The sequence below is a fragment of the Streptomyces sp. NPDC057249 genome, assembly GCF_042669245.1.
In the GTDB taxonomy this organism is placed as follows: domain Bacteria; phylum Actinomycetota; class Actinomycetes; order Streptomycetales; family Streptomycetaceae; genus Streptomyces.
Genome location: NZ_JBHUXS010000014.1, coordinates 198,015 through 221,933 on the forward strand (window position 1 = coordinate 198,015; position 23,919 = coordinate 221,933).

Genomic DNA, 23,919 nt, shown 5'->3' on the forward strand with positions numbered 1-23,919 from the left:
ATGCGGTATCCACAAGGGGGCGGGCTGACCGCCGAACGGCAGCAGTTCCGCGAGGAGTTACGGCTGAGGGCGGCTGAGATGTTCGTCCAAGGCGAGGCGAGCTCAGTGATCGCCAGGGACCTGCGGGTCAGCGTCCGCTCGGTGCAGCGGTGGCGGCGGATGTGGGACGAGGGCGGTCCGCGGGCTCTGCGGTCACAGGGGCCGGCCTCGCTGCCGAGGCTGAGCAAGAAGCAGGTCGCCCAGCTGGAGGCGGAGCTGGCCAAGGGGCCCGCCGCGCACGGCTGGGAAGACCAACGCTGGACCCTGAGCCGTGTGAAAACGGTGATCGGCCGGCGCTTCCACCTGACCTACACGGTCCAGGGCGTGCGCAAGCTCCTGGGGCGCAATGGCTGGTCCTGTCAGGTCCCGGCCCGACGCGCCATCGAGCGGGACGACGAGGCGGTGGCCGGGTGGGTCAAGGAGGTATGGCCCTGCGCGGAAGACTCGCGGCGGTCCGTTGAGCCTGGCTCGTCTTCGAGGACGAAGCCGGATTCTCCATGACGCCGCCGCAGTCCAGGACCTGGTCACAGCGCGGCCGGACCCCGGTGGTGCGTGTCCGTGGCCGTTCCCGCAGACGCATATCCATCGCAGCGCTGACCTGCTACAAACCCGGCCACAGGTCCCGGCTGATCTACCGGCCACGCCGGGACGACGGCCGACGCGACGGCCGCAAGAGCTTCTCCTGGCGCGACTACCGGGACCTGCTGATCGCCGCCCACCAGCAGCTCGGCGGCCCGATCGTGCTCATCTGGGACAACCTCAACGTCCACAAGGCCGCCGGCCTGCGGGAGTTCGCCGCCTCCCGGGACTGGCTGACGATCTACTACCTGCCGCCCTACGCACCCGACCTCAACCCCGTCGAAGGGATCTGGTCCCTCCTACGACGCGGCTGGCTCTCCAACGTCGCCTTCTCCACCCCCCGAACACCTCGTCCAGCGCATCCGGACCGGCCTACGCCACATCCAGTACCGCAGCCACCTCATAGACGGCTGCCTCGCCGAGACCGGCCTGACCATCAGACCCACCTGAGCAACCCAGCGACATCACGAGTTCAACCTCAGTAGCTCGGGAATGGTGACGAGATCCCGTCCGATCGCAAGATCGGGCGGGATCTTCGTCGTTTCGGGGTCGTTCGACGCCTGTTCGGGGTGGTGGATGGCGGCGTCTCGGGTCCAGCGGCGACAGTTCACCGAAGGGGACGGTCCGGCCGCCGGGCATCGAAGGCGCACGGTTCCACGGGCATCGGCGTTCTGCTGTTCAGTCTGTGCCACCAGTGACTGCAGCCGGTGGAGCAGAAGCGCTCGCGGCGCCGCGCGTCGGCGATCGTGAGCACCGCGACCAGCAGCCTGAACGCCTTGCGGCGTTCGTCGAGAGGCGCGAGACCGGCAATCTTCCCCAGTTGTTCGTCGATCCGGCCTCGTGAGATCAGCACTGCGGGCGTATGCGTCGGGCGCAGCCCGGCACGGCGGATGCTCTCCGGTCCGTCTTCGGGGACTGCGCGCGCCTGGGTGCAGTGGTGAACCAGGAACCGTAGAGTCTGGGCCTGCTCTTCCCGGCCGAGGCCGTCGAACCATTCGATGCCCTCTGACATCGGGCGCAGCCCCTGCGCGAGCTCGTTGAGCAGGACGTCGCGTTCGTTCATGACTGCCTCCCGTGGGAGAGGCGGCGTTCCGCCGCGGTGATCAGAATGCCGAGCAGCACCGCCAGATCGGCCGCTCCCTCGGCGTCGTCGGCCCAGCGGGTGGTCTAGAGCGCGTGCACCTGGTCGATCGCCGTTCCTTCGCGGGCCAGGACGAAGGCCAGCGCCAGCATCGCCGCGCGGGCGTTGCCGTCTTCGAACGGGTGGAAGAAGAGGATGTCGAGGTAGGTTCGTGCGGCGCGTGAGGGGAGCGGCAGGTCCGGTTGAGTGCTCTCGGACAGGCACTGCTCGAACCACGCCCGCGTGCCCGGTGCGATGCCGTAGCGCTCTCGCCCTCTCTTGGCGAAAGCCGGCACCGTACGGAAGGCGGTCACGCTCTCGCCCAACACGGTCTGCTGCCAGTCGGCCAGGAGATCTGTGGACGGATGCGCAGCCAGTCGGAGAGGGCGTCCTTCGGGTGGTCGGGGGCGAACGTCATGCGGTCTCGCCCATGACCCGGGCGAACTTCGAACTCACCGCATCGACCACCGTGGCGTCCGGCGAGATCCAACTGCCGAATCGGCCGCCGATCGCGCTCCCCGCAATCTCGCCGGCCCGTTTCTCTTCGATGCCGTTGTAGGCGAGGAACCAGCCGAGCACCTGCTCACAGTGTCCGTACCAGCCGCTCTCGGCCTGCGTTCGGTCGGCCACCACGGTGACCAGCCGCGTGCACGCCCGCTCCCAATGCCAGGGATCCGCCGTGGCCTCCGTCGAGTGCGACGGCGGCGCCAGCGCGGCGAAGCGCTCCGCCAGATCCTCCAACCAGTCACGCCACTCCAGCAGGCCGGCGACGACCAGAGGAGCCGTCTCCTCCGCCGTGGTCACGGAATGGGCGGTGCAGCACCACGTGCCGACGATCCCGCCATCGGTGTCGCCCTCGCCTATCGACCAGTTCCACCCGCAGGCCCATCGGCCGTATCGGTCCACCAGGAACTCGCTGACGGGGTCCAGCGAGCGCCCGCGGTGCTCTTCGGCGGCCTCGGCACTGGGCAGCAAGGGAGCGACAAGTCCGGTCAACGTCGTCGCGGCATCCTCGTCCAGCTTGAACGGATGTCGCGACGGATCCACTTCCGCCCAGGTCAGGGTGTGTGTGCCCACAGCTCAGTCACCACGCCACTCTGCCGTGTGCGGCTGCCCTGCCTCCACTCAATATGGAGATACCCCTGACACAGAAGTGAGGAGTGTCCCCGGCGCTCTTCACCATTGAAATGGGAGACGTCCTTGTCAGTGCGCCTGATTAGGGTGCCTGCCATGGACAAGGGATTGCTGACCGAATCGCTCTCTGGCTCCTGGGAGCACACTCGGTCGGCACGCGATGCGCTCGTGGAACAGGGAGTGGCTGCCGTCGGGGCAGTGCTGGACGTGCTCTGTGATGAGCAGTCGCCCGTCGAGTGGACGGTCTCGGCGGACGTGCTGTGCAGGATCGGGGAGCCCGCTCTCCTGCCCCTGGCACACGCAGCCGCAGCGGCGGACTCGCCTGAGGTCGCGCGAAGGGCCGGGTGGGCACTGGGACGGCTGATGGTGGACGATCCGGGGGCCTACGAGCCACTGCTGAATCATGTGCATACGCGGGTCCGGAGCGACGCTCTCTTTGCCTTCCAGGTTCGCGGCGGGGCGGCAGCAAAGTTCGTCGACCGGCTGATCCCGTTGCTCGGAGACCCGGAGCCCGAAGTCCGCCGGCGAGCGGTCTGGGCATTCCAGGCGATCGGTACCGCTGTCGTACCCGCCCTGCAGCGCGTGCGCCGCCTGCCGGCGCCCGGCCCCAGGGTGCGGGCAGGTGCGCTGGAGGCGCTCGCCGCCATCGCGGTCCCCGACGGCCTCGGCCTCAAGGACCAGGACGCCTGGCGCCGGCTGACGAAAATCAAGCTGCTGTCCGAGGTCCCGGACGGCATGCACCTGTGCGGGTCCTGGTACGCGGTGCCGACCGACGACCAGGACGCCGTACTCGAGGCGTTCGACCTCGGCAGCCCGCAGCCGGTCACGCTTCGGACCGGCGCGGCGGCCTGGAACCACGACCACCACAGTCGGAACCGGACCCGCCCGCATGCCGCCTGTTCCCGCGTCTTCGTCAGTCCCGCTCTGGACGGCTGGACGCTCGTCTTCGGCCACTCCTCCCTGGGCACCCACCGCATCGAGGACGCGGACGACCGGGACGAAGTCCTTCCCCTCGTGGTGAGCCAACGGTGCACCGACCTCAGCCGCCGTTTCGGATCCGCGCAGTGGTACGGGATGAGCTGCGGTGACGACTGGACCGCCTGGTGCATCGCTGAAGACGGTGAGATCTTGCGTCACTACGACGCGTACGACGCCGAGGAGGAAGACGGTGATGGGCAACCCGTGCACCCGGCCGAAGTCGGCTACCTCCTGCCCCACCAGGACGGCCTTCCCGAGGACGCCTTCGACGGTGTGAACCTCACAGGCTCCGAGGCGGTCGCAGCCCGGTACCGCCAAGTCAAGGAAGACCTTCGGATTCCTGACACCTGCTATGCCAACGACATCGCAGCGCGGGTGTCGGTCGATCCCGGCGCACTGGGAGCACATACCAGCACCTCAGGCCACGGAGTTGTCGCCCTCACCGCATGCGGCCGAGAACACGGGCACCCCGCCGGAGCGCTGCCCGTGTGACGCCGTCGTCTTCTGGCCGGGGAGCACATACGCGTATCGGTTTGTGAGGCGGGGGACGGGGTGTCAGGTGAACGATGCCGACGCCTGGGCCTTGAGGAGTCCTTCCACTCCGTTGAGGAAGGTCTCGCACACCAGCTCGGGGTCGAAGAGGCAGCCGGCCGCCATCGCGCCGTCGCGCAGCATGACGAAGTGGCGGGCCGCACGGTCCGCGGGTTCCTCCCGGATCGCGCGCAGGAGTCCGGCGAGCGTGTCGAGGAACCACTGGCGGTGTGCGAGGACGACCTGGTGCACCGGGTCGGCGGTGTCGGGGTACTCGGCGACGGCGTTGAGGAAGGCGCAGCCCCGGAAGCCGGGGGACCGGATGTCCTCCGCGATGGACGCGCCGATGGCGCGGAGCGTGTCGGCTGCGGGGAGCCCGGCGGCGACGGCCTCTTCGGTCCGGTCCCGCAGGGCGCGGTCCGCCGCGGTCAGGTACGCGACGACCAGGGTCTCCTTGCTGGGGAAGTGGCGGTAGAAGGTCGCCCGTGTCACCTGCGCTTCCTTGACGATGCGATCCACTCCCACGGAGTGGATGCCTTCCGAGTAGAAGATCCGGGTGGCCGTGCTGAGGAGCCGGTCCCGGGCTTCGGACGGGCGGCTCTCGGGTGCGTTGTGCGCCATGGCATCAGCCTACGCGGCGCATAGGTAGAACGTTCGGTCTTGACAGCGGGATGCGACCTTGCCAGTCTGGTGCACAGAACGTTCGTTCTCGTGCGGGGTGGCCGTAGGGCCGTGCTCGCGAGTGATCCGGGGCGGCGGTCCGCCGCGTTCCCCGTACCTCCGTCGAAAGGTTCGCCATGACCACCGTTGCCGCCCCGTCGGACCTCACGAACACGGCTTCCGCGCTGCGGCGGCTGTACTTCGTCCGCGCCGCGTTCGCCATCCTCTGGGCCCTCGTGATGTTCGCGACGGCCGACGGCATCAGCCCGTTCGTGGCCGCGCTGCTCGTGCTCTATCCGCTGTTCGACGTGGGCGCAGCCGTGGTGGACGCCAACGCTTCCCGTGCCACCCGTGCGCCGGTGCTGCTCTACGTCAACATGGCGGTCAGCCTCGCCGCGGCGGTGGGCGTGGGGATCGCCTCCGCGTCGGGGATTCCCGCGGTGCTGCGGGTGTGGGGGGCGTGGGCGGTCGTCGCGGGGCTGGTGCAGTTGGTCGTGGCCGTCCCGCGGCGCCGGATGGGCGGGCAGTGGCCGATGATCCTCAGCGGCGGCATCTCGGTCCTGGCCGGGGCGTCGTTCGTCGGGGCGGCGGGCGCCGAGGACCCCACGCTCACCAGCGCGATCGGCTACGCCGTTCCCGGCGGCATCTTCTTCCTCGTCTCGGCGCTGCGGCTGGGGCGCTCCGGCGGGGACGAGGACCGGAGCGGGCGGGGCGCGTCGTTGTGACGCCACGCTCTCGTGGGCCGGCCGCCCGTTCCCTCACCGGGGCCGGGCGGCCAGGCGAGGGCCAGCAGCGCCGCGTCGTCGGAGCTCTCGGCGCAGCTGTACTCCTGGGCGTCGTCGAGCAGCCAGGTGAGCAGGTGCTGCGGATCGACCGGTGGGGGATGGGCGCGCTGGTAGGCCGTCAGGCGGTCGGGGAGCGGGTAGAAGGTCCCGGCCGCGTTCCGGGTCTCCGCGATGCCGTCGGTGTACAGCAGGAGGGTGTCGCCGGGCCGCAGAAGCGTTCCGGCCGACTGCGGGCCGTCCGCGTCGGCGGGTGCGGTCGCGAGGGCGCTCAGCCCGAGGGGGAGGCCGGTGCCGGCCGGGAGCTCCCGGACCGTGCCGTCGTGCAGTACGAGTGCGGGCGGGTGGCCGCTGGAGTACGCCTCCGTGTGGCCGTCGGGTGCGATCTGGATCAGGAGAGCGGTGACGAACGCCTCGTCGTCGCGCAGGAAGCGGTTCAGGCCGGTGTCGAGGCGCCCGGCCAAGCGGCCCAGCGTGCCTTCCTCGTACGCCGCCTCGTGGAACGAGCCGAGGACCGCCGCGGCGGTGGACACGGCGTCGAGCCCCTTCCCGCGTACGTCCCCGATCAGCGCGCGGGCACCGAACTCGGTGTCCGCCACCGCGTAGAGATCGCCGCCGATACGCGCGTACTGGGCGGCGGCCAGATAGCTCGCGGCCGTACGGAAGTGGCCCAGCGTCTCGGGCGGTGGGCGCAGTACCGCCCGCTGGGCGGTCTCGGCGACGGACACCACCTTCCGCAGCCGCGCGGTCTCCCGTTCCACGTGGCGCACCACGAAGCAGCTCAGTGCGGCGATGACGCAGATCACGACGGTGGTGCCGATCGCGGAGCCGATCCGCTGCGGTTCGGCCGGCAGGAGCAGCCAGCGGATGCCCACCGCAGCCACCGCCGTACCGATGATCACCGGCGGCCCGAACCCGAACGAGATCACGGCGGGCACCGCCACCAGCACCGAGGCGATGTGCGAGGAGGGCGGGGTGCTCACTTGCAGGACCACGACGAGGACGCACAGGAGGAGGGCGGTGCCCAGCACCGCCGCCTTGGGGGCCCGGCCCTGGGCGGCCGGTTTCCCGTCCCGCCCGGCACGGAGGCTCCCCTCGCCGCGCATCCCGTGACTCCTCCCGTCCGTGTGCTCCCGTGACAGCCATTGTTGGGCAGCCCCGGGCATCCCGCTCGCGGACTCGCGCGGGCCGGTCGCGCGTCCGGCCCGGTCCTCACGCCTCGTTCAGATACGCCAGCACGGCCAGCACCCGGCGGTTGTTCGTGCCGTCGTCCGTGATGCCCAGCTTGGCGAACAGCGAGGTCGTGTACTTGCTGATCGCGCTTTCGCTGAGGAACAGGCGGGCCGCGACGGCCTGGTTGGAGAGGCCCTCGGCCATCAGGGCCAGGACCTCGTGCTCGCGCTCGGTGAGCACGTCGAGGCGGCGGTGCGACGAGCCGCTGGACAGGAGCTTCGCGATGACCGCCGGGTCCATGGCCGTGCCGCCCGCCGCGACCCGTTCCAGCGCGTCCATGAACTGGTCCGCGTCGAACACGCTCTCCTTCAGGAAGTAGCCGACGCCGCCCGACCCGTCGGCCAGCAGCTCGCGGGCGTACAGCTGCTCCACGTACTGGGACAGGATCAGCACCGGCAGCCCCGGCGTCTCGGCGCGGGCGGCGAGGGCCGCGCGCAGCCCCTCGTCCGTCTGCGTCGGCGGCATGCGCACGTCCACCACCGCCACGTCCGGGCGGAACCCGCGCAGGGCGGCCAGCGTCTCGGGCCCGGTCGTGGCCGTACCCACCACCTCGTGGCCGTACGCCTCGATGAGACGGACCATGCCGTCCCGCAGGAGATACAGGTCCTCGGCTACAACGATGCGCATGGCACCATGATCCTCGCCCGGGTCGGCCCGCCGGCCGGACTCGTGATCTCCAGGCTCCCGTCGAAGACCGCGAGGCGGCGCCGCAGCCCGGCGAGCCCGCCGCCGTCCCGGACGACCGCGCCACCGCGCCCGTCGTCCTCCGTCTCGACGACGAGACCCGTCTCATCCTGGGCGAGGGTGATCCGCAACCGCGTCGCACGGGCGTGCTTGACCGTGTTGGCCAGCAGCTCGGCGATGCCGAAGTAGACGGCCGACTCGACGGGCGCGTCCAGCCGTCGCGGCACGTCCGCGACGACCTCCGTTTCGAGCGGGCTGTCGAGGGCGAGAGCGCGTACGGCGTCGACCAGCCCCCGGTCGTTGAGCACGGGCGGATTGATCCCGTGCACCAGGTCGCGCAGCTCGGCCAGCGAGGCGGTGGCGCCCGCCCGCGCCTCGCGCATCAGAGCCCTGGCCCTGTCCGGGTCGGTCTCCATCAGCTTCTCCACCGTCGCCAGGGACATCCCGAGCGCGACGAGCCGGGCCTGCGCCCCGTCGTGCAGGTCCCGCTCGATCCGGCGGATCTCGGCGGCCTGGGCCACCGTCGCATCGGCCCGCTGCCCCGTGAGTTCGTCCACCCGGTCCGCGAGCGCCATCCTGGCGGACGGCCGCAGGAAACGGACCGCGACCGGGGTGACCGGCCGCCAGGCGTACGGGGCGGAGGCGACGGTCACGAGGAGGCCGAGGAGCCAGGCCGGCCGGCCCGTTCCCAGCCCGACGGCGGCCCACACCACCCCCGCGAGCGGCACGCACGCCACGATCCCCGCCGTGAACGGGGCGATCGCCGTGAACCGCAGGTCGCGCCAGTTGGCCGGGTCCTTCCAGCGCAGCCGCCACCGCTGGTCCATGAGGGCGTCCCGCCGGGTGTGGTGGTAGTCGAAGCCGTTCCACCAGTAGCCGGTGGCCATGCGCGTCACCGGCGGGGCGTTCCGGTAGCCGGACGGGATCTCGGTCCCGGACCAGCGGGCGACCAGCGCGCGGACCGCCCGGCACACCGGCCGCGCCAGGACGGCCGTGGCCACGCACACCAGTACCAGCGGTCCGACCCACGACCAGGGGTTCGACGCACCCCACCCGATGCCCCAGGCCACCGCGCCCGCCCACACGGCCGGGATCAGCAGCGTGACGGCGACGACGGCGCACGCCCGTACGAACCCGATCACCGCGCCGGCCGCCCACGACCCCCGCACTCTCATCCCCTGCCGCCTCTCCGCGTCCGTCCCGACGCCCCACTCTGCACCGCGCGGCGGGCGGGGAGGCGCCGCTCGGACGAGGAGTGGGTCTGGACCCACCCCCTTGTGCGCCCAGACGCATACCGTCCCGGAACGGCGCTTCGTAGCGTCGGCACCATGACCACGAAGACGAACCTTCGGCCCGAGGCCCTGAGGGCCCTCACGTCGGCACGCCGGAGCATCGCGCTCTGCGGCGCACTCACCGCCACCGCCCTCGGAGCGGTCGCCGTGGTGGCCGCCACCGGCCACACGGTGAACACCTTCATGGGGGTCCGCGCGGTCCTGCTGCCGGTGATCGCGTACGTGCTCCACCGCATCACGGCCTCCGCCGCCGGGGGTTCGCGCCGGGCCTTCGAGCGCGTGAGCACCGTCGCGGTGATCATGCCGATCGCCATCATCGGCGTCGACCTGATCCCGGGCGTCTGCCCGCCCTGGTACGCGGTCGTGCAGGCGCTGTGCGTGCTGCCGGTGATCCGCGTCGCGTTCCTCACCCGGGGGACGGCCCTGAAGACGGCGTTTCCGAAGGCGGGGTGAGGGGAACGGCGCGTCAGGCCGCGCCGTTCCCCCGCAGCGGCTTCGCGAAGCAGCGGCTGCTGTCGTACGTGCGGTAGTGGCCGAACTTGTCGCACGGGGCGTAGCCGCTGGAGAGGTACAGGGCGATGGCCTCCGGCTGGCGGTCGCCGGTCTCCAGGACCATGCGGGTGCGGCCGGCGGCGCGGGCGTCCGCCTCCAGGGCGGCCAGGATGCGGCGGGCGAGGCCCTGGCCGCGGCCCTCCGGTATGACGTACATCCGCTTCAGCTCGGCGTCGCCGTCCGAGTAGCCCTCGTCGTTGCACTCCTGGGAGCGCCAGCCGCCCGTGGCCACCGGCTGGTCCGACGCGTCGTACGCGATCAGGTACAGGCCGTGAGGCGGGTCGAACATCGTGGCGTCCAGCGGTGTGACATCGCCCCCATCGCCGTAGCGCTCGGCGTATTCGAGCTGCACGCGGTCGTTGAGTTTGACGGCATCGGGGTGGTCGAAGGCCCGGACGTGGATATTCATGCGAAGCATCGTACATGTATGCGACATCATTGACCGGTATCGTGCCGGAATGCTCACCGTGACCTCCGTGAATGTAAACGGTCTCCGCGCCGCGGCCAAGAAGGGCTTCGTCGAGTGGCTGGCGCAGACCGACGCCGACGTGATCTGCCTCCAGGAAGTGCGCGCCGAGCCCGAGCAGCTGCCCGTGGAGGTACGTGACCCCGAGGGCTGGCACACCGTCCACGCGCCGGCCGCCGCCAAGGGCCGGGCCGGGGTCTCCGTCTACTCGCGGCGCGCCCCCGAGCGGGTGCAGATCGGTTTCGGCGGTCACGGGCAGGCCGGGTGCGAGGAGTTCGACGCGAGCGGGCGGTACGTCGAGATCGACCTGCCCGGGGTCACGGTCGCGAGCCTCTACCTGCCCTCCGGCGAGGTCGGCACCGAGCGGCAGGACGAGAAGGAGCGCTTCATGGCCGCCTTCCTGCCCTACCTCGTCGGACTGAAGGCACGCGCCGCCGCCGAGGGCCGCGAGGTCGTCGTCTGCGGCGACTGGAACATCGCCCACCAGGAGGCCGACCTCAAGAACTGGCGCGCCAACCGCAAGAGCTCCGGCTTTCTGCCCGAGGAGCGCGCGTGGCTGACCCGGGTCTTCGAGGAGGGCGCGTACGTCGACGTCGTACGCGCCCAGCACCCGGACGTCGAGGGCCCGTACTCGTGGTGGTCGTACCGGGGGCGCGCGTTCGACAACGACACCGGCTGGCGCATCGACTACCAGGTCGCGACCCCGGGCCTCGCCGGTCGCGCGGTGAAGGCGTGGGTCGAGCGGGCGGCGAGCCACGGCGAGCGGTGGAGCGACCACGCGCCGGTGACCGTCGTCTACGACCTGTAGGGAGCGACTGCGGGCAGCCCGGGGCGAGGGGGTGGTGCCCCCTTTCGGAGGCTGGGGCGCGGTCGCGCTAGGTTGGCCCGGCGTCGGGCCACTCGCCGCGGCCTCCGGCGCGACGCCGCGGGGCCGGCGGCGTCGGGCCCGTGTTCCGGCCCGGCGGCGCCGATGGGCATGCCGTGCTTGCCGCACATCTACGGACGGGTGACAGCGCTTGGAATTCCAGCTCCTGGGCCCCGTCGGGGTGTCGCGCGACGGAGCCCAGATACCCCTCGGCTCCCCGAAGCAGCGATGCGTCCTCGCCGCGTTCCTGCTGGCCCCGGGGGTCGCGCTCTCCACCGAGCATCTGATCCAGTGCGTATGGGGCCACTCCCCGCCCCCCACCGCGCGCGGCACGCTCCAGAGCTACCTGACACGTCTGCGGGGCGCCCTGTCCGCGCAGGGCGACGGCACGGCGGCGATACAGCGCCGGGCCGGCGGCTACCTGCTCACCGCCTCCGCCGCCGACATCGACCTCCACCGCTTCCGGAGCCTGACCGCACGGGCCCGGGACGCCGACGGCGATGCCGAGGCGGGGCGCATTCTGGACGAGGCGCTCGGCCTGTGGCACGGGGACCCGCTCTCCGGCATCGCCGGCGACTGGGCCGAGAGCGTCCGCGCTCGCCTGGAGCAGGAACGGCTGGCCGCGCGGCTCGACCGTGTCGACCACCGTCTCGCCGCGGGCGGGTCGGCCGGTCTCACCGAGCAGGTGCGGGGCCTCGCCGCCGAACATCCGTGGGACGAGCGGATCGCCGCCCAGCTCATGACCGTGCTGTTCCGGTCCGGCAGGCAGGCGGAGGCGCTCGCGCACTACGACGCGTTCCGGCGGAGCCTGGCGCAGGAGTTCGGCGTCGACCCCGGCACCGCCCTGCGGCGCCTGCACGAGGCGATCCTGCGCGACGCCCCGGAGCTGGGCGGGCCACCTGCCCGGCACCGGAAGCCACCGGAGGCCGCACCGGACGGCGTACGGGGGGACTGGACCGTGCAGTGCCAACTCCCCTTCGCCGTGCCAGGGTTCGTGGGCCGGCACGGCGCGATACGGGAACTGGAGGCTCTGTTCACGGCGGCGGCGCAGGGGGAGACCACCGCACCCGTCGTCATCACCGGCACGCCCGGTGTCGGCAAGACGGCGCTGGCGGTGCGTCTCGGACACCGGCTGCGGGCGGCCTTCCCGGACGGGCAGTGGTACGTGCGGTTGCTGGGCGCGGGCGACCGCCCCCGTGATCCGTCCGAGGTGCTGGCGGCCCTGTTGCAGGCGTCCGGCCTGGACGCGGCCACCATCCCGGAGCCGCTGGAGGACCGGGCCGCGGTCTTCCGGGGCCGGCTCACCGGCCGGCGGGTGCTCATGGTGCTCGACGACGCGGCGGACGCCGAGCAGGTCAGGCCGTTGCTGCCCGGCACCGCGGGGGTGGCCGCGCTGGTGACCAGCCGTTTCGAGCTGCGCGGTCTCGGCGTCAGCCATGCCGCGCACGCCGTCCGGCTCCAGGTGCTGGACCCGGACGAGGCGCACACCCTGCTGTCCGGCGTGCTCGGCGAGGACCGGGTGGCCGCGGAGCCGGAGGCGTCCCGACGGCTGGCCGAGCAGTGCGCGCGGCTTCCGCTGGCCCTGCGGATCGCCGCCGCCAATCTCGCGGCCCGGCCGGGGCGGTCGCTGGAGTCCTACGCCACCGACCTGGACAGCGACGGGCGCCTGGCGAAACTGTCCATCGCCGGTGACCGCCGGGCCGCGGTCCGTACCGCCTTCGACCACTCCCTCGCGTTCCTGGACCCCTCCGCGGTCCGGCTGTTCGCCCTGCTCGGCCTGCACCCGGGGCCGGACTTCGGCGCGGAGGCCGCCGCGGCTCTGCTGGGGGCCGAGCCGGCCGTGACCGAGGAGCTCCTCGACGTACTGGCCGACGCGAGCCTGCTGCAGCGCAGCGCGGCCGACCGCTTCCTCTTCCACGACCTGCTGCGGCTGTACGCGGCGGAGCACGCCTCGGCGCAGCCCGGGCACGAGGAGGCGTGGCGGCGGCTGTGCGACTGGTATCTCGCCACCGCCGAGGCCGCTACCGCCTTCGAGTACACGGGCGTCGCACAACTGCCCCGGGAGCGCGCCGCCCCCGAACGGTTCACCGGCCGGGAGCAGGCCCTGGGGTGGCTCGACCAGGAACTCGCGAACCTGGTCGCCGTGGTCGGGGCAGCCGCCGCGAGGGGCCCGCGGCACATCGCCTGGCAGCTCGCCGACCAGCTGCGCATGTACGTGTACTACCGGCACCACCGGGTCGAATGGAAGGCGATGGCCACCGCCGGGCTGCGCGCCGCCGAGGCCGCGGGCGACCCCCTCGCGCGGGCGGCCATGCTCCAGAGCCTCGGTGTGCTGGGCCACCACACCGAGGACCGGGGAAGCAATCTGGACCACCTCCTCGGTGCCCTGGAGGGGTACCGGAGCGCCGGATTCGTCCCCGGTCAGGCGAGTGTCATGTCCAACCTGGCCGTCTACTACGGGCGTCGCGGGCGGATGCGTGAGGCGGGGGAGTGGCAGGAACGCGGCGTGGAACTGCTCCGCGGCCTCGACCGTCCGGTGCTTCTCGGCATCGCCCTCAACGTCGTGGCCCTGATCCACTCCTACCTCGGCGAGTCGGAGCAGGCCGTCGAGTGCGCGAGTGCGGCCATCGAGCTCTCCCTGAAGCACGGGCAGCCGATGGGGACCATCAGCCCGCTGGTCAACCGGGCCATAGCCCACCACGGCCGGGGAGACTACGAGGCGGCGCTGGCCGACGCGACCCGGGCGCTGCGGCTGTCCCAGGAGCACCGCAAGCGCCGCAACGAGGCGGACGCCCAGGAGATTCTCGCGCGCACCCACCGGGACGCCGGCCGCCTCGACCTGGCCCGCCCGCCGGCCGAGAAGGCGCTGGCGTACGCCCGTGAGACGGGGGACCCCAGCGCGCTGAGCGACTGCCTGATCAACCTCGGCGAAGTGTCGCGCCTCGGCGGAGAGTTGCCGCAGGCGGCGGCGTACCTGGAGGAGGCGCTGGAGATCACCAGCCGCTCGGGCTTCCGGCACCAGGAGGCGGACGCCCGTGCCGGCCTCGCCCGGGTGCGGTACGCGGAGGGGGACGCCGGGGCCGCCGCGGAGCTGGCGGAAGCCGCCCTGGCGGCCGCCGGGGAACTGGGTCTGCGACCGGTGGCGGACCGGGCCCGGACCGTCCTGGCGGCCGCCCGAGGGGCGAGGTGAAGCGCGGACCCCCGTGCCTCGCCTCACCCCGGCCCCTGCTTCAGCGCCTCATGAGAGGCGACGACGACGGCTCAGTGGTCGTTGTAGTACTCGGCGTAGTTGTCGCCGCCCTTGGCCGTGTACGTGATGCCCACGTAGTTGTTCTCGTGCAGGTTGTACACCCCGCCGTCGCTTGCCCGGTGCGACTTACAGGTGCCGTAGCCACTGCTGACGGTCATGGAGTACTCGCGGCCGGCGTAGCCGAGGTCGGTGACCACGGCGGTGGCGGACTTCCCGTCCTTCGCGCTGTCGCACACCGAGACGACGTCGCCGTACTCCTCGACGTACACGCGCACGCCGCTGCCGGTGGGGCTGTTGGGGTTGAAGATGTGGTCCCAGCCGCCGGCGGGGGCGGTCTGGGCGGAGGCGGTGGCGCCGCTCATCATGAGGGCGGTGGCGGCGAGCGCGGTCGCGCCGGCGAGTATCCGCCCGATACGAGGCTTCACAGGGTGGCTCCTTCTGCGAGAGGTACCGTGCGGCGCGGGCTGTGCCGTACGCCGCACGGAACGCGGTGGGGGGACGCCGGACGCGCCGGGCCGATCCCCGGGTTCCGGGGCCCCTCCGCTCTGATCGACTCGGGCGGCGCACGTACCTCGCCTCACGGGCTCTGGACACCGTGCGGCGTGTGGCCCGTCGGCCGCCCGCTTCCCGGAACACTGCCAGCGCCCTGCTGCAGAAATCTTGCAGAACACCTGCGGACCGGGCGCGCGGGCCCGTACCGGCCGGCTACGCCTCCTCCGGCTCCGGCTTCTCCCGCCGCAGCCGCCGGTCCAGCGCCATCGACAGTTCCGCGTCGATCACCGCCCGTGCCAGCGGACGCAGTTGGGGCGGTTCCGGGTCCGTCTCCGCGCCGTACTCCTGGAGCACCGACACGAACAGGTCCGCCAGCGCCTCCGCGTGCGCACGGACATGGCGGCCCGTCGAGAGCACCGTGGCGAGCGGCACCCCTTCCCGTACCAGCTCCGCCGAAACGTCCAGCAGGCGGCGGCTGATGTGGACGATCTCCTCGCCGTCCGTCCCCAGGTAGCCCAGCTCCATCGCCAGCGCCAGGTTCTCCGGCGTGGACTCGCCCTCGAAGTAGTCCGCCAGCTGCTCGGGCGTCAGGCGGACCGGGGTCTCCTCGGACGGTTCGCCCAGGCCCAGCACCTCCGCGACATCGCGTCCGCTCTCGAACGTACGGGCGAGATCGGCGATGCCGGTCAGGGTGTGGCCGCGCTCCAGGAGGCCCGTGATCGTGCGCAGCCGGGCCAGGTGGTGGTCGTCGTACCAGGCGATGCGGCCCTCCCGGCGGGGCGGCGAGATCAGGCCGCGCTCACGGTAGAAGCGCACGGTCCGCACGGGGATGCCGGCCTTCTCGGCCAGCTCCTCCATGCGGTACTCGCGGTGCTCGGGTCCCTCTGCCACCCCCGCACCCTATCCGTCTCCCCGGCGAGGAAAACGCGTTCGAGCCGCAAGTTGTACCGCGGGTAACTTTCCTCCGTCCGCCCCCTACCCATCGGTACTCCGCTGCTCTACCCTCCCAACCATGCCAGTGATTGCTGGCAGAGTCGTGTGACGTACCGCGGGAGGCGGCAGCATGGCCCAGCACGAGCATGTACGCGTGGCGGTGATCGGATCGGGATTCGGGGGCCTCGGCGCCGCGGTCCGGCTCCGCCGCGAAGGCATCACCGATTTCGTGATCCTGGAACGGGCCGGTTCCGTCGGCGGCACCTGGCGCGACAACAGCTACCCCGGCTGCGCCTGCGACGTACCGTCCCACCTCTACTCCTTCTCGTTCGCCCCCAACCCCGAGTGGCCGCGCACCTTCTCCGGGCAGGAGCACATCCGCGCCTACCTGGAGCACGTCGCCGACACCTTCGGGCTCCGCGCCCACCTGCGCCTCAACCACGAGGTGAAGCAGATGCGCTGGGACAACGACGAGCTGCACTGGGTCATCGACAGCGCCGACGGGAACACCGTCGTCGCGGACGTCGTCGTCTCCGCGACCGGCCCGCTCTCCGACCCGAAGATGCCCGACATCCCCGGGCTCGCCGACTTCCCCGGCAAGGTCTTCCACTCCGCCCGCTGGGACCACGACGCCGACCTCGCGGGCAAGCGCGTCGCGATGATCGGCACCGGCGCCTCCGCCATCCAGATCGTGCCCGCGATCCAGCCGAAGGTCGGGAAGCTGACGCTCTTCCAGCGCACCCCGCCCTGGGTCATGCCCCGCATGGACCGGAAGATCAGCGGCATCGAGCGCAAGCTGCACCGCGCCCTGCCCGCCACCGGCACCGCCCGCCGCGGACTCCTCTGGGGCATCCGGGAATTGCAGGTCAGCGCCTTCACCAAGCACCCCGACCAGCTCGGCCTGGTCGAGCGCATAGCGAAGTCCAACATGGCGCGCGCCATCAAGGACCCGGCCCTGCGCGCCAAGCTGACCCCCTCGTACCGCATCGGCTGCAAGCGCATCCTGCTGTCGAGCACGTACTACCCCGCCCTGGCCCAGCCCAATGTCGACGTCGTCGCCTCGGGCCTCGCCGAGGTCCGCGGTTCCACGGTCGTCGCGTCGGACGGTACGGAGGCCGAGGTCGACGCGATCATCTTCGGCACCGGCTTCCACGTCACCGACATGCCGATCGCCGAACGCGTCGTCGGCGCCGACGGGATCACGCTCACCGAGTCCTGGAAGGACGGCATGCAGGCGCTGCGCGGCGCCAGCGCGGCCGGCTTCCCCAACTGGATGACGATCATCGGCCCCAACACCGGGCTCGGGAACTCCTCGATGATCCTCATGATCGAGTCCCAGCTGAACTACATGGCCGACTACCTGCGCCAGCTGAACCTGCTCGGCGGCAAGGCGGCCCTCGACGCCCGCCCCTCCGCCGTGCACACCTGGAACCGCCGCGTCCAGGACCGCATGAAGCGCACCGTCTGGAACACCGGCGGCTGCAACAGCTGGTACCTGGACGCCAACGGCCGCAACACCACCGTCTGGCCCGGCACCACCTCCGAGTTCCGCAAGGCCACCCGGACCGTCGACATGGCCGAGTACCAGGTCCTGCGCCCGCCCCTGCCCGCCCAGCGCACGTCCGGCGACACCGTCTCCGAGGAGGCCGTCCGATGAGCCGCCCCCTGCCCGTCGCCGGCCGCCGCCCCGTCGCCGCCCGCGAACTCCTCGCCGTCTCCGCCGACGGCTCCCGGATACACGTCGAGATCCACGGCCAGGAGGGCGCGCCCGCCGTCGTCCTCTCCCACGGCTGGACCTGCAACACCAGCTTCTGGGACGCCCAGATACGCGACCTCGCCGTCGACCACCGCGTCATCGCCTACGACCAGCGCGGCCACGGCACCTCGCCCGCCGCCGCCCGCGACGGCTACACCACCGACGCCCTCGCCGACGACCTCGAAGCCGTCCTCGCCGCGACCCTCGCCCCGGGCGAGAAGGCCGTCCTCGCCGGGCACTCCATGGGCGGCATGACCATCATGTCCGCCTCCCGCCGTCCCAAGCTGCGCGAGCACGCCGTCGCCGTCCTGCTGTGCAGCACCGGCAGCTCCCGGCTCCTCGCCGAGTCGCTGGTCGTGCCGATGCGCGCCGGAGCCGTACGCACCCGCCTCACCCGCGCCATCCTCGGCGCGCGCGCCCCCCTCGGACCGGTCACACCGGTCTCCCGGCGGATACTGAAGTACGGGACGATGGGCGCCGGTTCGGCCCCGGACCGGGTCGACACCTGCGCCCGCATCGTGCACGCCTGCCCCCGCATACCCCGGGTCGCCTGGGGGAACGTCCTCGCGGAACTCGATCTCGACGAGGGCGTACGGGAGTTGCGCGTGCCCACCGCGATCATCGCGGGTACGGAGGACCGGCTCACCCCGCCCGTCCACGCCCGCGCCCTCGCGGCGGCCCTGCCCGACTGCCTCGGCCTCACCGAGCTGACGGGCATGGGGCACATGACGCCCGTGGAGGCGCCGGAGACCGTCACGGCGAAGATACGGGAACTGGTGACCGCCTACCTTCCCGCCGGACCGGACCGGGACGCGCGGGGTACTACAGACATCGAGGGCAAGGAGGAGGTCGCGTGAGCGGCACGGGAAATCTCGAAGGACAGGTCGTCGTCGTCACCGGCGCGGCACGCGGCGTCGGCGAACTCCTCGCCCGCAAGCTCTCCGCCCGGGGCGCGATCCTCGCCCTCGTCGGCCTCGAACCCGACGAGCTGAAGAAGGTCTCCGCCCGCCTCCACGGCGAGAGCGACCACTGGCACGCCGACGTCACCGACCACGAGGCCATGGCCCGCGTCGCCCAGGAGGTCAAGGCCCGCTTCGGCAAGATCGACATCGTCGTCGCCAACGCGGGCGTCGCCACCGGCGGCCCCCTCGTCGACTCCGACCCGGTCGCCTGGCGCCGGGTCATCGAGGTCAACCTCATCGGCGGCGCGGTCACCGCTCGCGCCTTCCTGCCCGTCCTCATGGAGAGCCGGGGCTACTTCCTCCAGATCGCGTCCCTCGCCGCGATGACCCCGGCCCCCATGATGAGCGCCTACTGTGCCTCCAAGTCGGGCGTCGAGGCGTTCGCGCACAGCCTGCGCGCCGAAGTCGGCTACAAGGGCGTGAAGGTCGGCGTCGGCTACCTCTCCTGGACCGACACCGACATGGTGCGCGGCGCCGACGAGGACGACGTCATGCGGGACCTGCGCAAGCGCCTCCCGTGGCCGACCAACCGCACGTACCCCCTCGGCCCCGCCGTCGACCGCATCGTCGCCGGCATCGAGCGCCGCTCCGCCCACGTCTACGCCCAGTGGTGGCTGCGCGGCATGCAGTCCGTACGCGGCTACCTGCCCACCCTCATCGGCGTCGTCGGCCAGCGCGAAATGCGCCGCTTCGGCCCCCGCATGGAGGGCGTGAGCAAGGGCCTCGTCGGCGCGGGAGGCGCCGCCGACCAGCAGGAACGCGCCACGCGTACACAGCGTGAGTGATCGACATGCGGAGCGTGGCGGCCCGTGTGAATCTGGTCGAGGCCCCACCGGGGCCACACCCCCACGCACCACATAGGAGTGAACAGCATGGGCATCGCCGACCAGTTCAAGGACAAGGCCAAGGACCTCGCGGGCCAGGCGCAGGACCAGGCGCAGGACCGCCGGCGCCAGGGCCAGGGCCAGGGCCGCGCCAAGGACGCGACCCAGCAGGGCCGCGACCGCGCGAAGGGCGCCGCCCAGCGCGCCCAGGACGAGGCGAGCGAGCGCTTCGACCAGTAACGGTCGTGCGGTGACGCCGAGGGGCGCGCCCGGATTCCTTCCGGGCGCGCCCCTTCTGCTGCTTGAGGGGCCGACCTCGCTACGGCCTCAGGTCACCCTGTGAACCCCTCCCGGGTCACCCCGCTTTGCCCTCGTGGGCCTGGAACCCTGCTCCGCCGGCCGTGTATCCCTGAAGAGTCGCCATTCTCAGTTGCTGCGGAGCGGGCCTTGACCGATCACGAGAACCTGATGAAGTCCACCGGCCCCCGCCGGGCACCGGCCGCGCAGCAGAGGGGCGCGCCGCAGGCGCAGCATGAAGGGCTGTGGGCCCTCCAGGCCGAACACGGGAACGCCGCCATCGTCCAGATGCTCCGAGAGGCCGGCCACCCTTGGGTCCAGCCCTCGCCCGAGCGCCACCAGCACGGTCCCGGCTGCGGCCACCGGACCGATGGGCAGGCCGGAACCACGGATGCGGCGCCCGTGCAACGGTCCACCGTTCACGAGGTGCTCCGGTCCCCCGGCAGGGCCATGGACGACGCGACCCGCACCGACATGGAGGCCCGGCTGGGCGCGGACTTCTCGGACGTGCGCATCCACGACGGCTCCGCGGCCGCGGCCTCGGCGGCCGAGGTCGGTGCCCGCGCCTACACGTCCGGCAACCATGTCGTCATCGGCGCCGGCGGCACCGACCGGCACACCCTCGCCCACGAGTTGACCCACGTCATCCAGCAACGCCAGGGGCCCGTCGCCGGCACCGACAACGGCTCCGGGCTCAAGGTCTCCGACCCGGCGGACCGCTTCGAGCGCGAGGCGGAGGCCAACGCGAAGCGCGCCCTCGCCGCGACGCCTCCGGGCCACGCCCCCGGAACGACGCCGACGACGTCCGGGCCGGACGCGTCCCCGGTTCACGGCCAACCCCACCTGCAACGCACCAGGACGAAGGATGTGCCGGCCGCGGCGACCAAGCGGGCCATGGGCAAGATGACGTCGGACTGGACGCAGATGCCCTACGCCGGCGGGAAATGGCCCGACACCGTCGAGAACAGCCCCAGGCGCCGCATGGACACCGATGAGCAGGCTCTGCGCCATGTGGCGCGGCAGTTCTTCAACAGCGGAAAGGCCTACATCGCGGAGGACGGGAACCAGGAGACCCAGGTCATGCACGTCGGCGGCGGGATTCTGGTCGCCTGCAACGACAACGGCACAGCTGCCGAGATCCTGAAGACCCTCCAGACGCGAACGCTCGCCGATGTCATGCGGGACTCGCACGGGGCGGGAAACGACGCAAGGGCCCAGAGGTCGGCGGACTACATGACCAACCTCGGTGAGGGGAGCGGCAAGGAAGGCGCGGTCAACACCTTCATGACCACCGCCATGGCCCTGCAGGACGGCGTGTTGACAGCACAGACGGCGACGGAGGCCGCGGCAACGATCGGGGGCGGGCACATGGACGGGAAGATCGTCTTCATCCATTCCGGCTTCGAGGAACTCCACGCGGAGCAGAAGCTGGTGCTGGCCCTCCTTCAGGCCGGCTCGACCGGAGCGGCGACGATCGTCGGCAAGAAGAGGCCGTGCACCTCGTGCTTCCTCTCCTTGTCGATCGCGAAACACAAGAAGCTCCCCCAGCTGACCTTCCAGACGAAACCCGGCGGCTACTGGGCGACCGCCAACGCCGGACTCACGAAGATCGCCAACGCGGCAGGTGTAAAGGACGAGAAGGAGCTCGACGAGCTGATCCAGCAGTACAAGCCGGCGACCGTCCACCGCACCGGCCCGGACGGGAGTCAGCAGTACGGATCGGACTCCGAGGAGTCCGAGAAGTCCGACGTCGAGATGACCGGGTAGGGGCCTCGGCCCTGCTCACGCGGCGGTCAGGCGGCGTGCCAGCGCTGGTTGTCGCGGCCGTTGCACTCCCAGAGCACGATCTGGGAACCGCTCGCCCCTCCGAAGAGATCCAGGCACTTGCCGGTGGACGCGGACCGCAGCTCCTTGCCGGAAAGGCCGATGCGCTGAGCGGAGGACCGGTCGCAGCCGGCCAGGACGACCGGAGTGCGGTCCTCGGTCCCGGTGACGGCCGCGCAGAGCCCGCCCTGCCGCAGACTGCCGTCCGCACCCGCACTCCAGGACTGGGCGGACGAACCGTCGCAGGGGGACGCCAGCAGCTGTGCCCCGGACCCCGCGCCGGTCAGGCACTTGCCCGACGCCTCGACGGACAGCGGGAACGCGCGCACCTCGGCCGAGTCGGAGTCCTTGGCGCCGCCCGGCTTGGTGGCGCTGTCCGTACCCGCGCCGCTCCCCTGCGACGACGGGCGGGACCCCGCCCCCGACGCGGTGCTCCTGCCCGGACCGGGTGTATTCCGCTGCGACGGGGAGGCGGTGGCGGACGGGGTCACGGAGCCGGACGCCGTCGGGTCTGCCGCCGAACCCTCGGGCAGCGGCGACCGGCCCCCGCCTCCGACCCGTACGGGCCCTTCGGCCGGCGCGTCGGCCCGGCGGCCGGAGCCCTCGTCACCCCCGCCGGCCGTGACGGCCACGCCCGCGACGACGGCGACGGCCACCACACCGACGACCGCCGCCAGGACGCGCGCCCGTCGCGGGAACGCCCGGCGACGCGGGGGAGTGGCCGGGGATATGCCGTGGACCGGCGCCTCGGTGTTCCCGGCGTTCCCGGCGCCCTCTGCGGTCCCGGCTTCCTCGGCCCGCTGCGCCGCTATGGCCCGAGCCAGCGCGGCACGGGCGGAATCGAGCTTCGACGCGTCGTTGCTCCGCAGTGGCTCGGCGGGCCGTGAGCCGGCCGGTCTGTTGACGTTTCGCTTCGGCAGCTCTGGCATTCGGTGGTGCTCCTAGCATGTGCGATCGAGCCTCGAGGAACGCTCGGGGACGAAGGGGGCGACCCATGGCGCCTGCCGCCCCCAAGAGGGGTGCGGTGGGTCAATCCCCATCCAATCGCCGCATGACCTGATAAAGAAAGGCGAACACGCCGAGCGTGGAGCGAAGTTGGCGGCGCGGTTCGCGAGGGGGTGCGGCTCCACGCCGAAGGGGCGCGTCCCGGATGTCTCCGGGACGCGCCCCTTCGCGTAGGTACGGGCTCCGCCTCAGGCGGCCTTGACGGACTCGATGAACGGCGCCCAGGCGGCGGCGTTGACGACGAGCGCGGGGCCGTCGGGGCGCTTGGAGTCGCGGACGGGGACGAGTCCGGCGTGGCCGTCGGCGACTTCGAGGCAGTTCCCGCCGCTGGTGTTGCTGTAGCTGCTCTTACGCCAGATCGCGGCGGTCAAGTCGTGGTGGATGGACGCCATTTCGGTATTCCTCTGCCGCAGCCTCGATCATGGCCAGGGACGCCTCCAGCGGCGAGGCGACGGCCCTCAGGAGATCGTACGATCTCCTGTACTGCTTCACGAGGCCCGGATCGTCGACGGTCTGGCCGTGGTGCTGGCCCTCCATGTAGACGAGCGGTGGAGCGTCCGCGAAGTCGAGCACCATGATGCTGCTTTGCATGAGCGGATGCGCACCGGTTTTCCACGGGATGATCTGTACAAAGATCCGGCCACGCTTGATGAGGGCGGCGATGTGGTCGAGCTGTTCGGCCATCTGCTCCGGCGGCAGAATGGCGTTCCACAGCAAGGCCTCGGGCAGGATCACCCAGTACTCGGGGGAGAGCTGGCTGTCCTCGAAGATCTGTGCCCGTGCCAGCCGCGCCTTGACCTTCTCGTCGGTCTCCTCCGGAAGTTCTTGCAAGCGTTCGCCGCGAAACAGCGCGCGGATGTACGCCTCCGTCTGGAGCAGCCCAGGAACGAGGGTGGGCGACCATTCCTCAATCGTCAGCGCCTGCTTCTCCGCCTCCAACACGCGCGCGAAGTACTCCGCGTGCCCCCTGCGTCGGGCCTCCTGCACGTCTCTACAACGCCGAACGAAGAAGTCCGTCCCCAGCTTGTGGTCCACGTGCGCCGCGAGGTCCGGCGGCATGCTGCGGCCGCCGTGCTCGATCGCGCTGAGCAGGGCGATCCCGTAGTAGCTGCCCTCCGCCAGCTTTTCCAGGGTCAGGCCCGCCGCCTCTCTTCGGTACCGCAGCTCCTTCCCGTAGAACTGCGGCACCCCCGCCGAACCGTCGATCTCCTTGGCCACCGCCGACCGCCTTTCACACCTCGCTCTGTGGAGCGGAATCGCCTTCCACCGTAGGGCTCCGTGCGGCAGCGTGTGAGGTGTTCGTCACAGCAAGCAACCGAAAGGTGGACGGCCCTCATGGACCACGGCCCGCACGACATCGGCCCGGAGATCGACGCATTGCGCGCGGCGCTCAAGGCCAACGGCATCACGCTGCCGTCATTGGGAGTTGACCCGCTGACGCTCGCGTGGACGAGCCGGCAGCCGCTCGTCGCGCTGGGTAACTGCAACACGGAGACGGCGCGTCAGCTGGCCGAGGTGCTGCAGAGGGCGGCCGGGGGATGAACGGGCTGCCCCTGACATGGGAGTTCCCTAAGAATGGTTGGCGGTCCGGGGGGACCGGGTGTGGCTGATGGGTGTTTGCCGCTTGTGGCTCGCGAGGAATGGCCGCCCGGTCCTCCGGG

25 protein-coding genes and 1 pseudogene are annotated in these 23,919 nt (G+C 71.7%); 13 read left to right on the top strand and 13 right to left on the bottom strand.

Features of this window, described 5'->3' with window-relative positions:
- Positions 1–540 carry a winged helix-turn-helix domain-containing protein gene (locus ACFUJY_RS25215; protein WP_383303631.1) on the top strand — a complete coding sequence of 180 codons (540 nt, stop codon included), beginning with the start codon at positions 1–3 and terminating at the stop codon, positions 538–540.
- A pseudogene (locus tag ACFUJY_RS25220) lies at positions 537–1,068 on the top strand (transposase). The gene ACFUJY_RS25215 and the pseudogene ACFUJY_RS25220 overlap by 4 nt, the downstream one beginning before the upstream one ends.
- Before the next feature lie 157 nt (positions 1,069–1,225).
- Here ACFUJY_RS25220 and ACFUJY_RS25225 read toward each other — a convergent pair.
- From ACFUJY_RS25225 to ACFUJY_RS25235, 3 genes are all read right to left on the bottom strand, one after another.
- Positions 1,226–1,681 (bottom strand): DUF5958 family protein, encoded by a 456-nt coding sequence (locus ACFUJY_RS25225; protein WP_383303634.1) that lies wholly within the window; start codon positions 1,679–1,681, stop codon positions 1,226–1,228.
- Between the two features lie 104 nt (positions 1,682–1,785).
- On the bottom strand, positions 1,786–2,115 hold the full coding sequence (locus ACFUJY_RS25230) for a Fic family protein (protein ID WP_383303716.1): 330 nt from the start codon (positions 2,113–2,115) through the stop codon (positions 1,786–1,788).
- Between the two features lie 37 nt (positions 2,116–2,152).
- Positions 2,153–2,815 (bottom strand): hypothetical protein, encoded by a 663-nt coding sequence (locus tag ACFUJY_RS25235; protein WP_383303637.1) that lies wholly within the window; start codon positions 2,813–2,815, stop codon positions 2,153–2,155.
- 153 nt (positions 2,816–2,968) lie between these two features.
- On the opposite strand from ACFUJY_RS25235, the gene ACFUJY_RS25240 reads away from it, so the two are divergent.
- Complete coding sequence (locus tag ACFUJY_RS25240; protein WP_383303640.1) at positions 2,969–4,342, top strand: HEAT repeat domain-containing protein; 1,374 nt, start codon at positions 2,969–2,971, stop codon at positions 4,340–4,342.
- 63 nt (positions 4,343–4,405) lie between these two features.
- On the opposite strand, the gene ACFUJY_RS25245 is transcribed toward ACFUJY_RS25240, so the two are convergent.
- On the bottom strand, positions 4,406–5,002 hold the full coding sequence (locus ACFUJY_RS25245) for a TetR/AcrR family transcriptional regulator (protein ID WP_383303643.1): 597 nt from the start codon (positions 5,000–5,002) through the stop codon (positions 4,406–4,408).
- 176 nt (positions 5,003–5,178) lie between these two features.
- Here ACFUJY_RS25245 and ACFUJY_RS25250 point away from each other — a divergent pair, with 176 nt between their 5' ends.
- Positions 5,179–5,766 carry a hypothetical protein gene (locus tag ACFUJY_RS25250; RefSeq protein WP_383303646.1) on the top strand — a complete coding sequence of 196 codons (588 nt, stop codon included), beginning with the start codon at positions 5,179–5,181 and terminating at the stop codon, positions 5,764–5,766.
- Here ACFUJY_RS25250 and ACFUJY_RS25255 read toward each other — a convergent pair.
- From ACFUJY_RS25255 to ACFUJY_RS25265, 3 genes are all read right to left on the bottom strand, one after another.
- Entirely contained in the window at positions 5,667–6,929 is a 1,263-nt protein-coding gene (locus ACFUJY_RS25255) for a PP2C family protein-serine/threonine phosphatase (RefSeq protein ID WP_383303649.1), read from the bottom strand. The two genes, ACFUJY_RS25250 and ACFUJY_RS25255, sit on opposite strands and share 100 nt — an antisense overlap.
- A gap of 106 nt (positions 6,930–7,035) precedes the next feature.
- Positions 7,036–7,683 (bottom strand): LuxR C-terminal-related transcriptional regulator, encoded by a 648-nt coding sequence (locus ACFUJY_RS25260; RefSeq protein WP_383303652.1) that lies wholly within the window; start codon positions 7,681–7,683, stop codon positions 7,036–7,038.
- Positions 7,668–8,915: a histidine kinase gene (locus ACFUJY_RS25265; protein ID WP_383303655.1), complete on the bottom strand. Its 1,248-nt coding sequence runs from the start codon at positions 8,913–8,915 to the stop codon at positions 7,668–7,670. Before ACFUJY_RS25265 ends, ACFUJY_RS25260 begins: the two co-directional genes overlap by 16 nt.
- A gap of 153 nt (positions 8,916–9,068) precedes the next feature.
- Here ACFUJY_RS25265 and ACFUJY_RS25270 point away from each other — a divergent pair, with 153 nt between their 5' ends.
- Positions 9,069–9,485 (top strand): hypothetical protein, encoded by a 417-nt coding sequence (locus ACFUJY_RS25270; RefSeq protein ID WP_383303658.1) that lies wholly within the window; start codon positions 9,069–9,071, stop codon positions 9,483–9,485.
- A 13-nt stretch (positions 9,486–9,498) separates the two neighbouring features.
- On the opposite strand, the gene ACFUJY_RS25275 is transcribed toward ACFUJY_RS25270, so the two are convergent.
- The gene (locus tag ACFUJY_RS25275) at positions 9,499–9,993 is read right to left on the bottom strand and encodes a GNAT family N-acetyltransferase (protein ID WP_383303661.1); all 495 of its coding nucleotides are present in this window, start codon (positions 9,991–9,993) and stop codon (positions 9,499–9,501) included.
- A gap of 49 nt (positions 9,994–10,042) precedes the next feature.
- On the opposite strand from ACFUJY_RS25275, the gene ACFUJY_RS25280 reads away from it, so the two are divergent.
- On the top strand, positions 10,043–10,858 hold the full coding sequence (locus tag ACFUJY_RS25280; protein ID WP_383303664.1) for an exodeoxyribonuclease III: 816 nt from the start codon (positions 10,043–10,045) through the stop codon (positions 10,856–10,858).
- 208 nt (positions 10,859–11,066) lie between these two features.
- Complete coding sequence (locus ACFUJY_RS25285; protein ID WP_383303667.1) at positions 11,067–14,105, top strand: BTAD domain-containing putative transcriptional regulator; 3,039 nt, start codon at positions 11,067–11,069, stop codon at positions 14,103–14,105.
- A 71-nt stretch (positions 14,106–14,176) separates the two neighbouring features.
- On the opposite strand, the gene ACFUJY_RS25290 is transcribed toward ACFUJY_RS25285, so the two are convergent.
- Positions 14,177–14,590 carry a hypothetical protein gene (locus ACFUJY_RS25290; protein WP_383303670.1) on the bottom strand — a complete coding sequence of 138 codons (414 nt, stop codon included), beginning with the start codon at positions 14,588–14,590 and terminating at the stop codon, positions 14,177–14,179.
- A gap of 280 nt (positions 14,591–14,870) precedes the next feature.
- A complete protein-coding gene (locus ACFUJY_RS25295) occupies positions 14,871–15,515 on the bottom strand; it encodes a MerR family transcriptional regulator (RefSeq protein ID WP_383303718.1) in 645 nt (214 codons plus the stop codon).
- A gap of 205 nt (positions 15,516–15,720) precedes the next feature.
- Between ACFUJY_RS25295 and ACFUJY_RS25300 the strand changes: the two genes are divergently transcribed.
- The 5 genes from ACFUJY_RS25300 (at position 15,721) to ACFUJY_RS25320 (ending at position 21,196) form a co-directional block, all read left to right on the top strand.
- Entirely contained in the window at positions 15,721–17,247 is a 1,527-nt protein-coding gene (locus ACFUJY_RS25300; protein WP_383303673.1) for a flavin-containing monooxygenase, read from the top strand.
- Positions 17,244–18,203: an alpha/beta fold hydrolase gene (locus ACFUJY_RS25305; protein WP_383303676.1), complete on the top strand. Its 960-nt coding sequence runs from the start codon at positions 17,244–17,246 to the stop codon at positions 18,201–18,203. Before ACFUJY_RS25300 ends, ACFUJY_RS25305 begins: the two co-directional genes overlap by 4 nt.
- Positions 18,200–19,093: an SDR family oxidoreductase gene (locus ACFUJY_RS25310; protein WP_383303679.1), complete on the top strand. Its 894-nt coding sequence runs from the start codon at positions 18,200–18,202 to the stop codon at positions 19,091–19,093. Before ACFUJY_RS25305 ends, ACFUJY_RS25310 begins: the two co-directional genes overlap by 4 nt.
- An 87-nt stretch (positions 19,094–19,180) precedes the next feature.
- Positions 19,181–19,372: a hypothetical protein gene (locus tag ACFUJY_RS25315; protein WP_383303682.1), complete on the top strand. Its 192-nt coding sequence runs from the start codon at positions 19,181–19,183 to the stop codon at positions 19,370–19,372.
- Positions 19,373–19,600: 228 nt separating this feature from the next.
- Positions 19,601–21,196 carry a DUF4157 domain-containing protein gene (locus tag ACFUJY_RS25320; RefSeq protein ID WP_383303721.1) on the top strand — a complete coding sequence of 532 codons (1,596 nt, stop codon included), beginning with the start codon at positions 19,601–19,603 and terminating at the stop codon, positions 21,194–21,196.
- A gap of 26 nt (positions 21,197–21,222) precedes the next feature.
- Here ACFUJY_RS25320 and ACFUJY_RS25325 read toward each other — a convergent pair whose 3' ends face one another.
- The 3 genes from ACFUJY_RS25325 to ACFUJY_RS25335 all read right to left on the bottom strand — a co-directional run bounded on the left by ACFUJY_RS25325 (position 21,223) and on the right by ACFUJY_RS25335 (position 23,476).
- A complete protein-coding gene (locus ACFUJY_RS25325; protein WP_383303685.1) occupies positions 21,223–22,182 on the bottom strand; it encodes an RICIN domain-containing protein in 960 nt (319 codons plus the stop codon).
- Positions 22,183–22,446: 264 nt separating this feature from the next.
- On the bottom strand, positions 22,447–22,650 hold the full coding sequence (locus tag ACFUJY_RS25330; RefSeq protein WP_383303688.1) for a DUF397 domain-containing protein: 204 nt from the start codon (positions 22,648–22,650) through the stop codon (positions 22,447–22,449).
- Positions 22,607–23,476, bottom strand: coding sequence for a helix-turn-helix domain-containing protein (locus tag ACFUJY_RS25335; RefSeq protein WP_383303691.1), 870 nt, complete (start codon positions 23,474–23,476; stop codon positions 22,607–22,609). The genes ACFUJY_RS25330 and ACFUJY_RS25335 overlap by 44 nt, the downstream gene beginning before the upstream one ends.
- Before the next feature lie 117 nt (positions 23,477–23,593).
- On the opposite strand from ACFUJY_RS25335, the gene ACFUJY_RS25340 reads away from it, so the two are divergent.
- Entirely contained in the window at positions 23,594–23,800 is a 207-nt protein-coding gene (locus ACFUJY_RS25340) for a hypothetical protein (protein ID WP_383303694.1), read from the top strand.
- Positions 23,801–23,919: the final 119 nt, after the last annotated feature.

Bases quoted from the DNA above. Each gene is read 5' to 3' on its own strand.
- ACFUJY_RS25215 (WP_383303631.1), top strand. From the start codon at position 1: ATGCGGTATCCACAAGGGGGCGGGCTGACCGCCGAACGGCAGCAGTTC.
- ACFUJY_RS25225 (WP_383303634.1), bottom strand. From the start codon at position 1,681: ATGAACGAACGCGACGTCCTGCTCAACGAGCTCGCGCAGGGGCTGCGC.
- ACFUJY_RS25240 (WP_383303640.1), top strand. From the start codon at position 2,969: ATGGACAAGGGATTGCTGACCGAATCGCTCTCTGGCTCCTGGGAGCAC.
- ACFUJY_RS25245 (WP_383303643.1), bottom strand. From the start codon at position 5,002: ATGGCGCACAACGCACCCGAGAGCCGCCCGTCCGAAGCCCGGGACCGG.
- ACFUJY_RS25250 (WP_383303646.1), top strand. From the start codon at position 5,179: ATGACCACCGTTGCCGCCCCGTCGGACCTCACGAACACGGCTTCCGCG.
- ACFUJY_RS25255 (WP_383303649.1), bottom strand. From the start codon at position 6,929: ATGCGCGGCGAGGGGAGCCTCCGTGCCGGGCGGGACGGGAAACCGGCC.
- ACFUJY_RS25260 (WP_383303652.1), bottom strand. From the start codon at position 7,683: ATGCGCATCGTTGTAGCCGAGGACCTGTATCTCCTGCGGGACGGCATG.
- ACFUJY_RS25265 (WP_383303655.1), bottom strand. From the start codon at position 8,915: ATGAGAGTGCGGGGGTCGTGGGCGGCCGGCGCGGTGATCGGGTTCGTA.
- ACFUJY_RS25270 (WP_383303658.1), top strand. From the start codon at position 9,069: ATGACCACGAAGACGAACCTTCGGCCCGAGGCCCTGAGGGCCCTCACG.
- ACFUJY_RS25275 (WP_383303661.1), bottom strand. From the start codon at position 9,993: ATGAATATCCACGTCCGGGCCTTCGACCACCCCGATGCCGTCAAACTC.
- ACFUJY_RS25280 (WP_383303664.1), top strand. From the start codon at position 10,043: ATGCTCACCGTGACCTCCGTGAATGTAAACGGTCTCCGCGCCGCGGCC.
- ACFUJY_RS25295 (WP_383303718.1), bottom strand. From the start codon at position 15,515: ATGGAGGAGCTGGCCGAGAAGGCCGGCATCCCCGTGCGGACCGTGCGC.
- ACFUJY_RS25300 (WP_383303673.1), top strand. From the start codon at position 15,721: ATGGCCCAGCACGAGCATGTACGCGTGGCGGTGATCGGATCGGGATTC.
- ACFUJY_RS25305 (WP_383303676.1), top strand. From the start codon at position 17,244: ATGAGCCGCCCCCTGCCCGTCGCCGGCCGCCGCCCCGTCGCCGCCCGC.
- ACFUJY_RS25315 (WP_383303682.1), top strand. From the start codon at position 19,181: ATGGGCATCGCCGACCAGTTCAAGGACAAGGCCAAGGACCTCGCGGGC.
- ACFUJY_RS25320 (WP_383303721.1), top strand. From the start codon at position 19,601: ATGAAGTCCACCGGCCCCCGCCGGGCACCGGCCGCGCAGCAGAGGGGC.
- ACFUJY_RS25325 (WP_383303685.1), bottom strand. From the start codon at position 22,182: ATGCCAGAGCTGCCGAAGCGAAACGTCAACAGACCGGCCGGCTCACGG.
- ACFUJY_RS25330 (WP_383303688.1), bottom strand. From the start codon at position 22,650: ATGGCGTCCATCCACCACGACTTGACCGCCGCGATCTGGCGTAAGAGC.
- ACFUJY_RS25340 (WP_383303694.1), top strand. From the start codon at position 23,594: ATGGACCACGGCCCGCACGACATCGGCCCGGAGATCGACGCATTGCGC.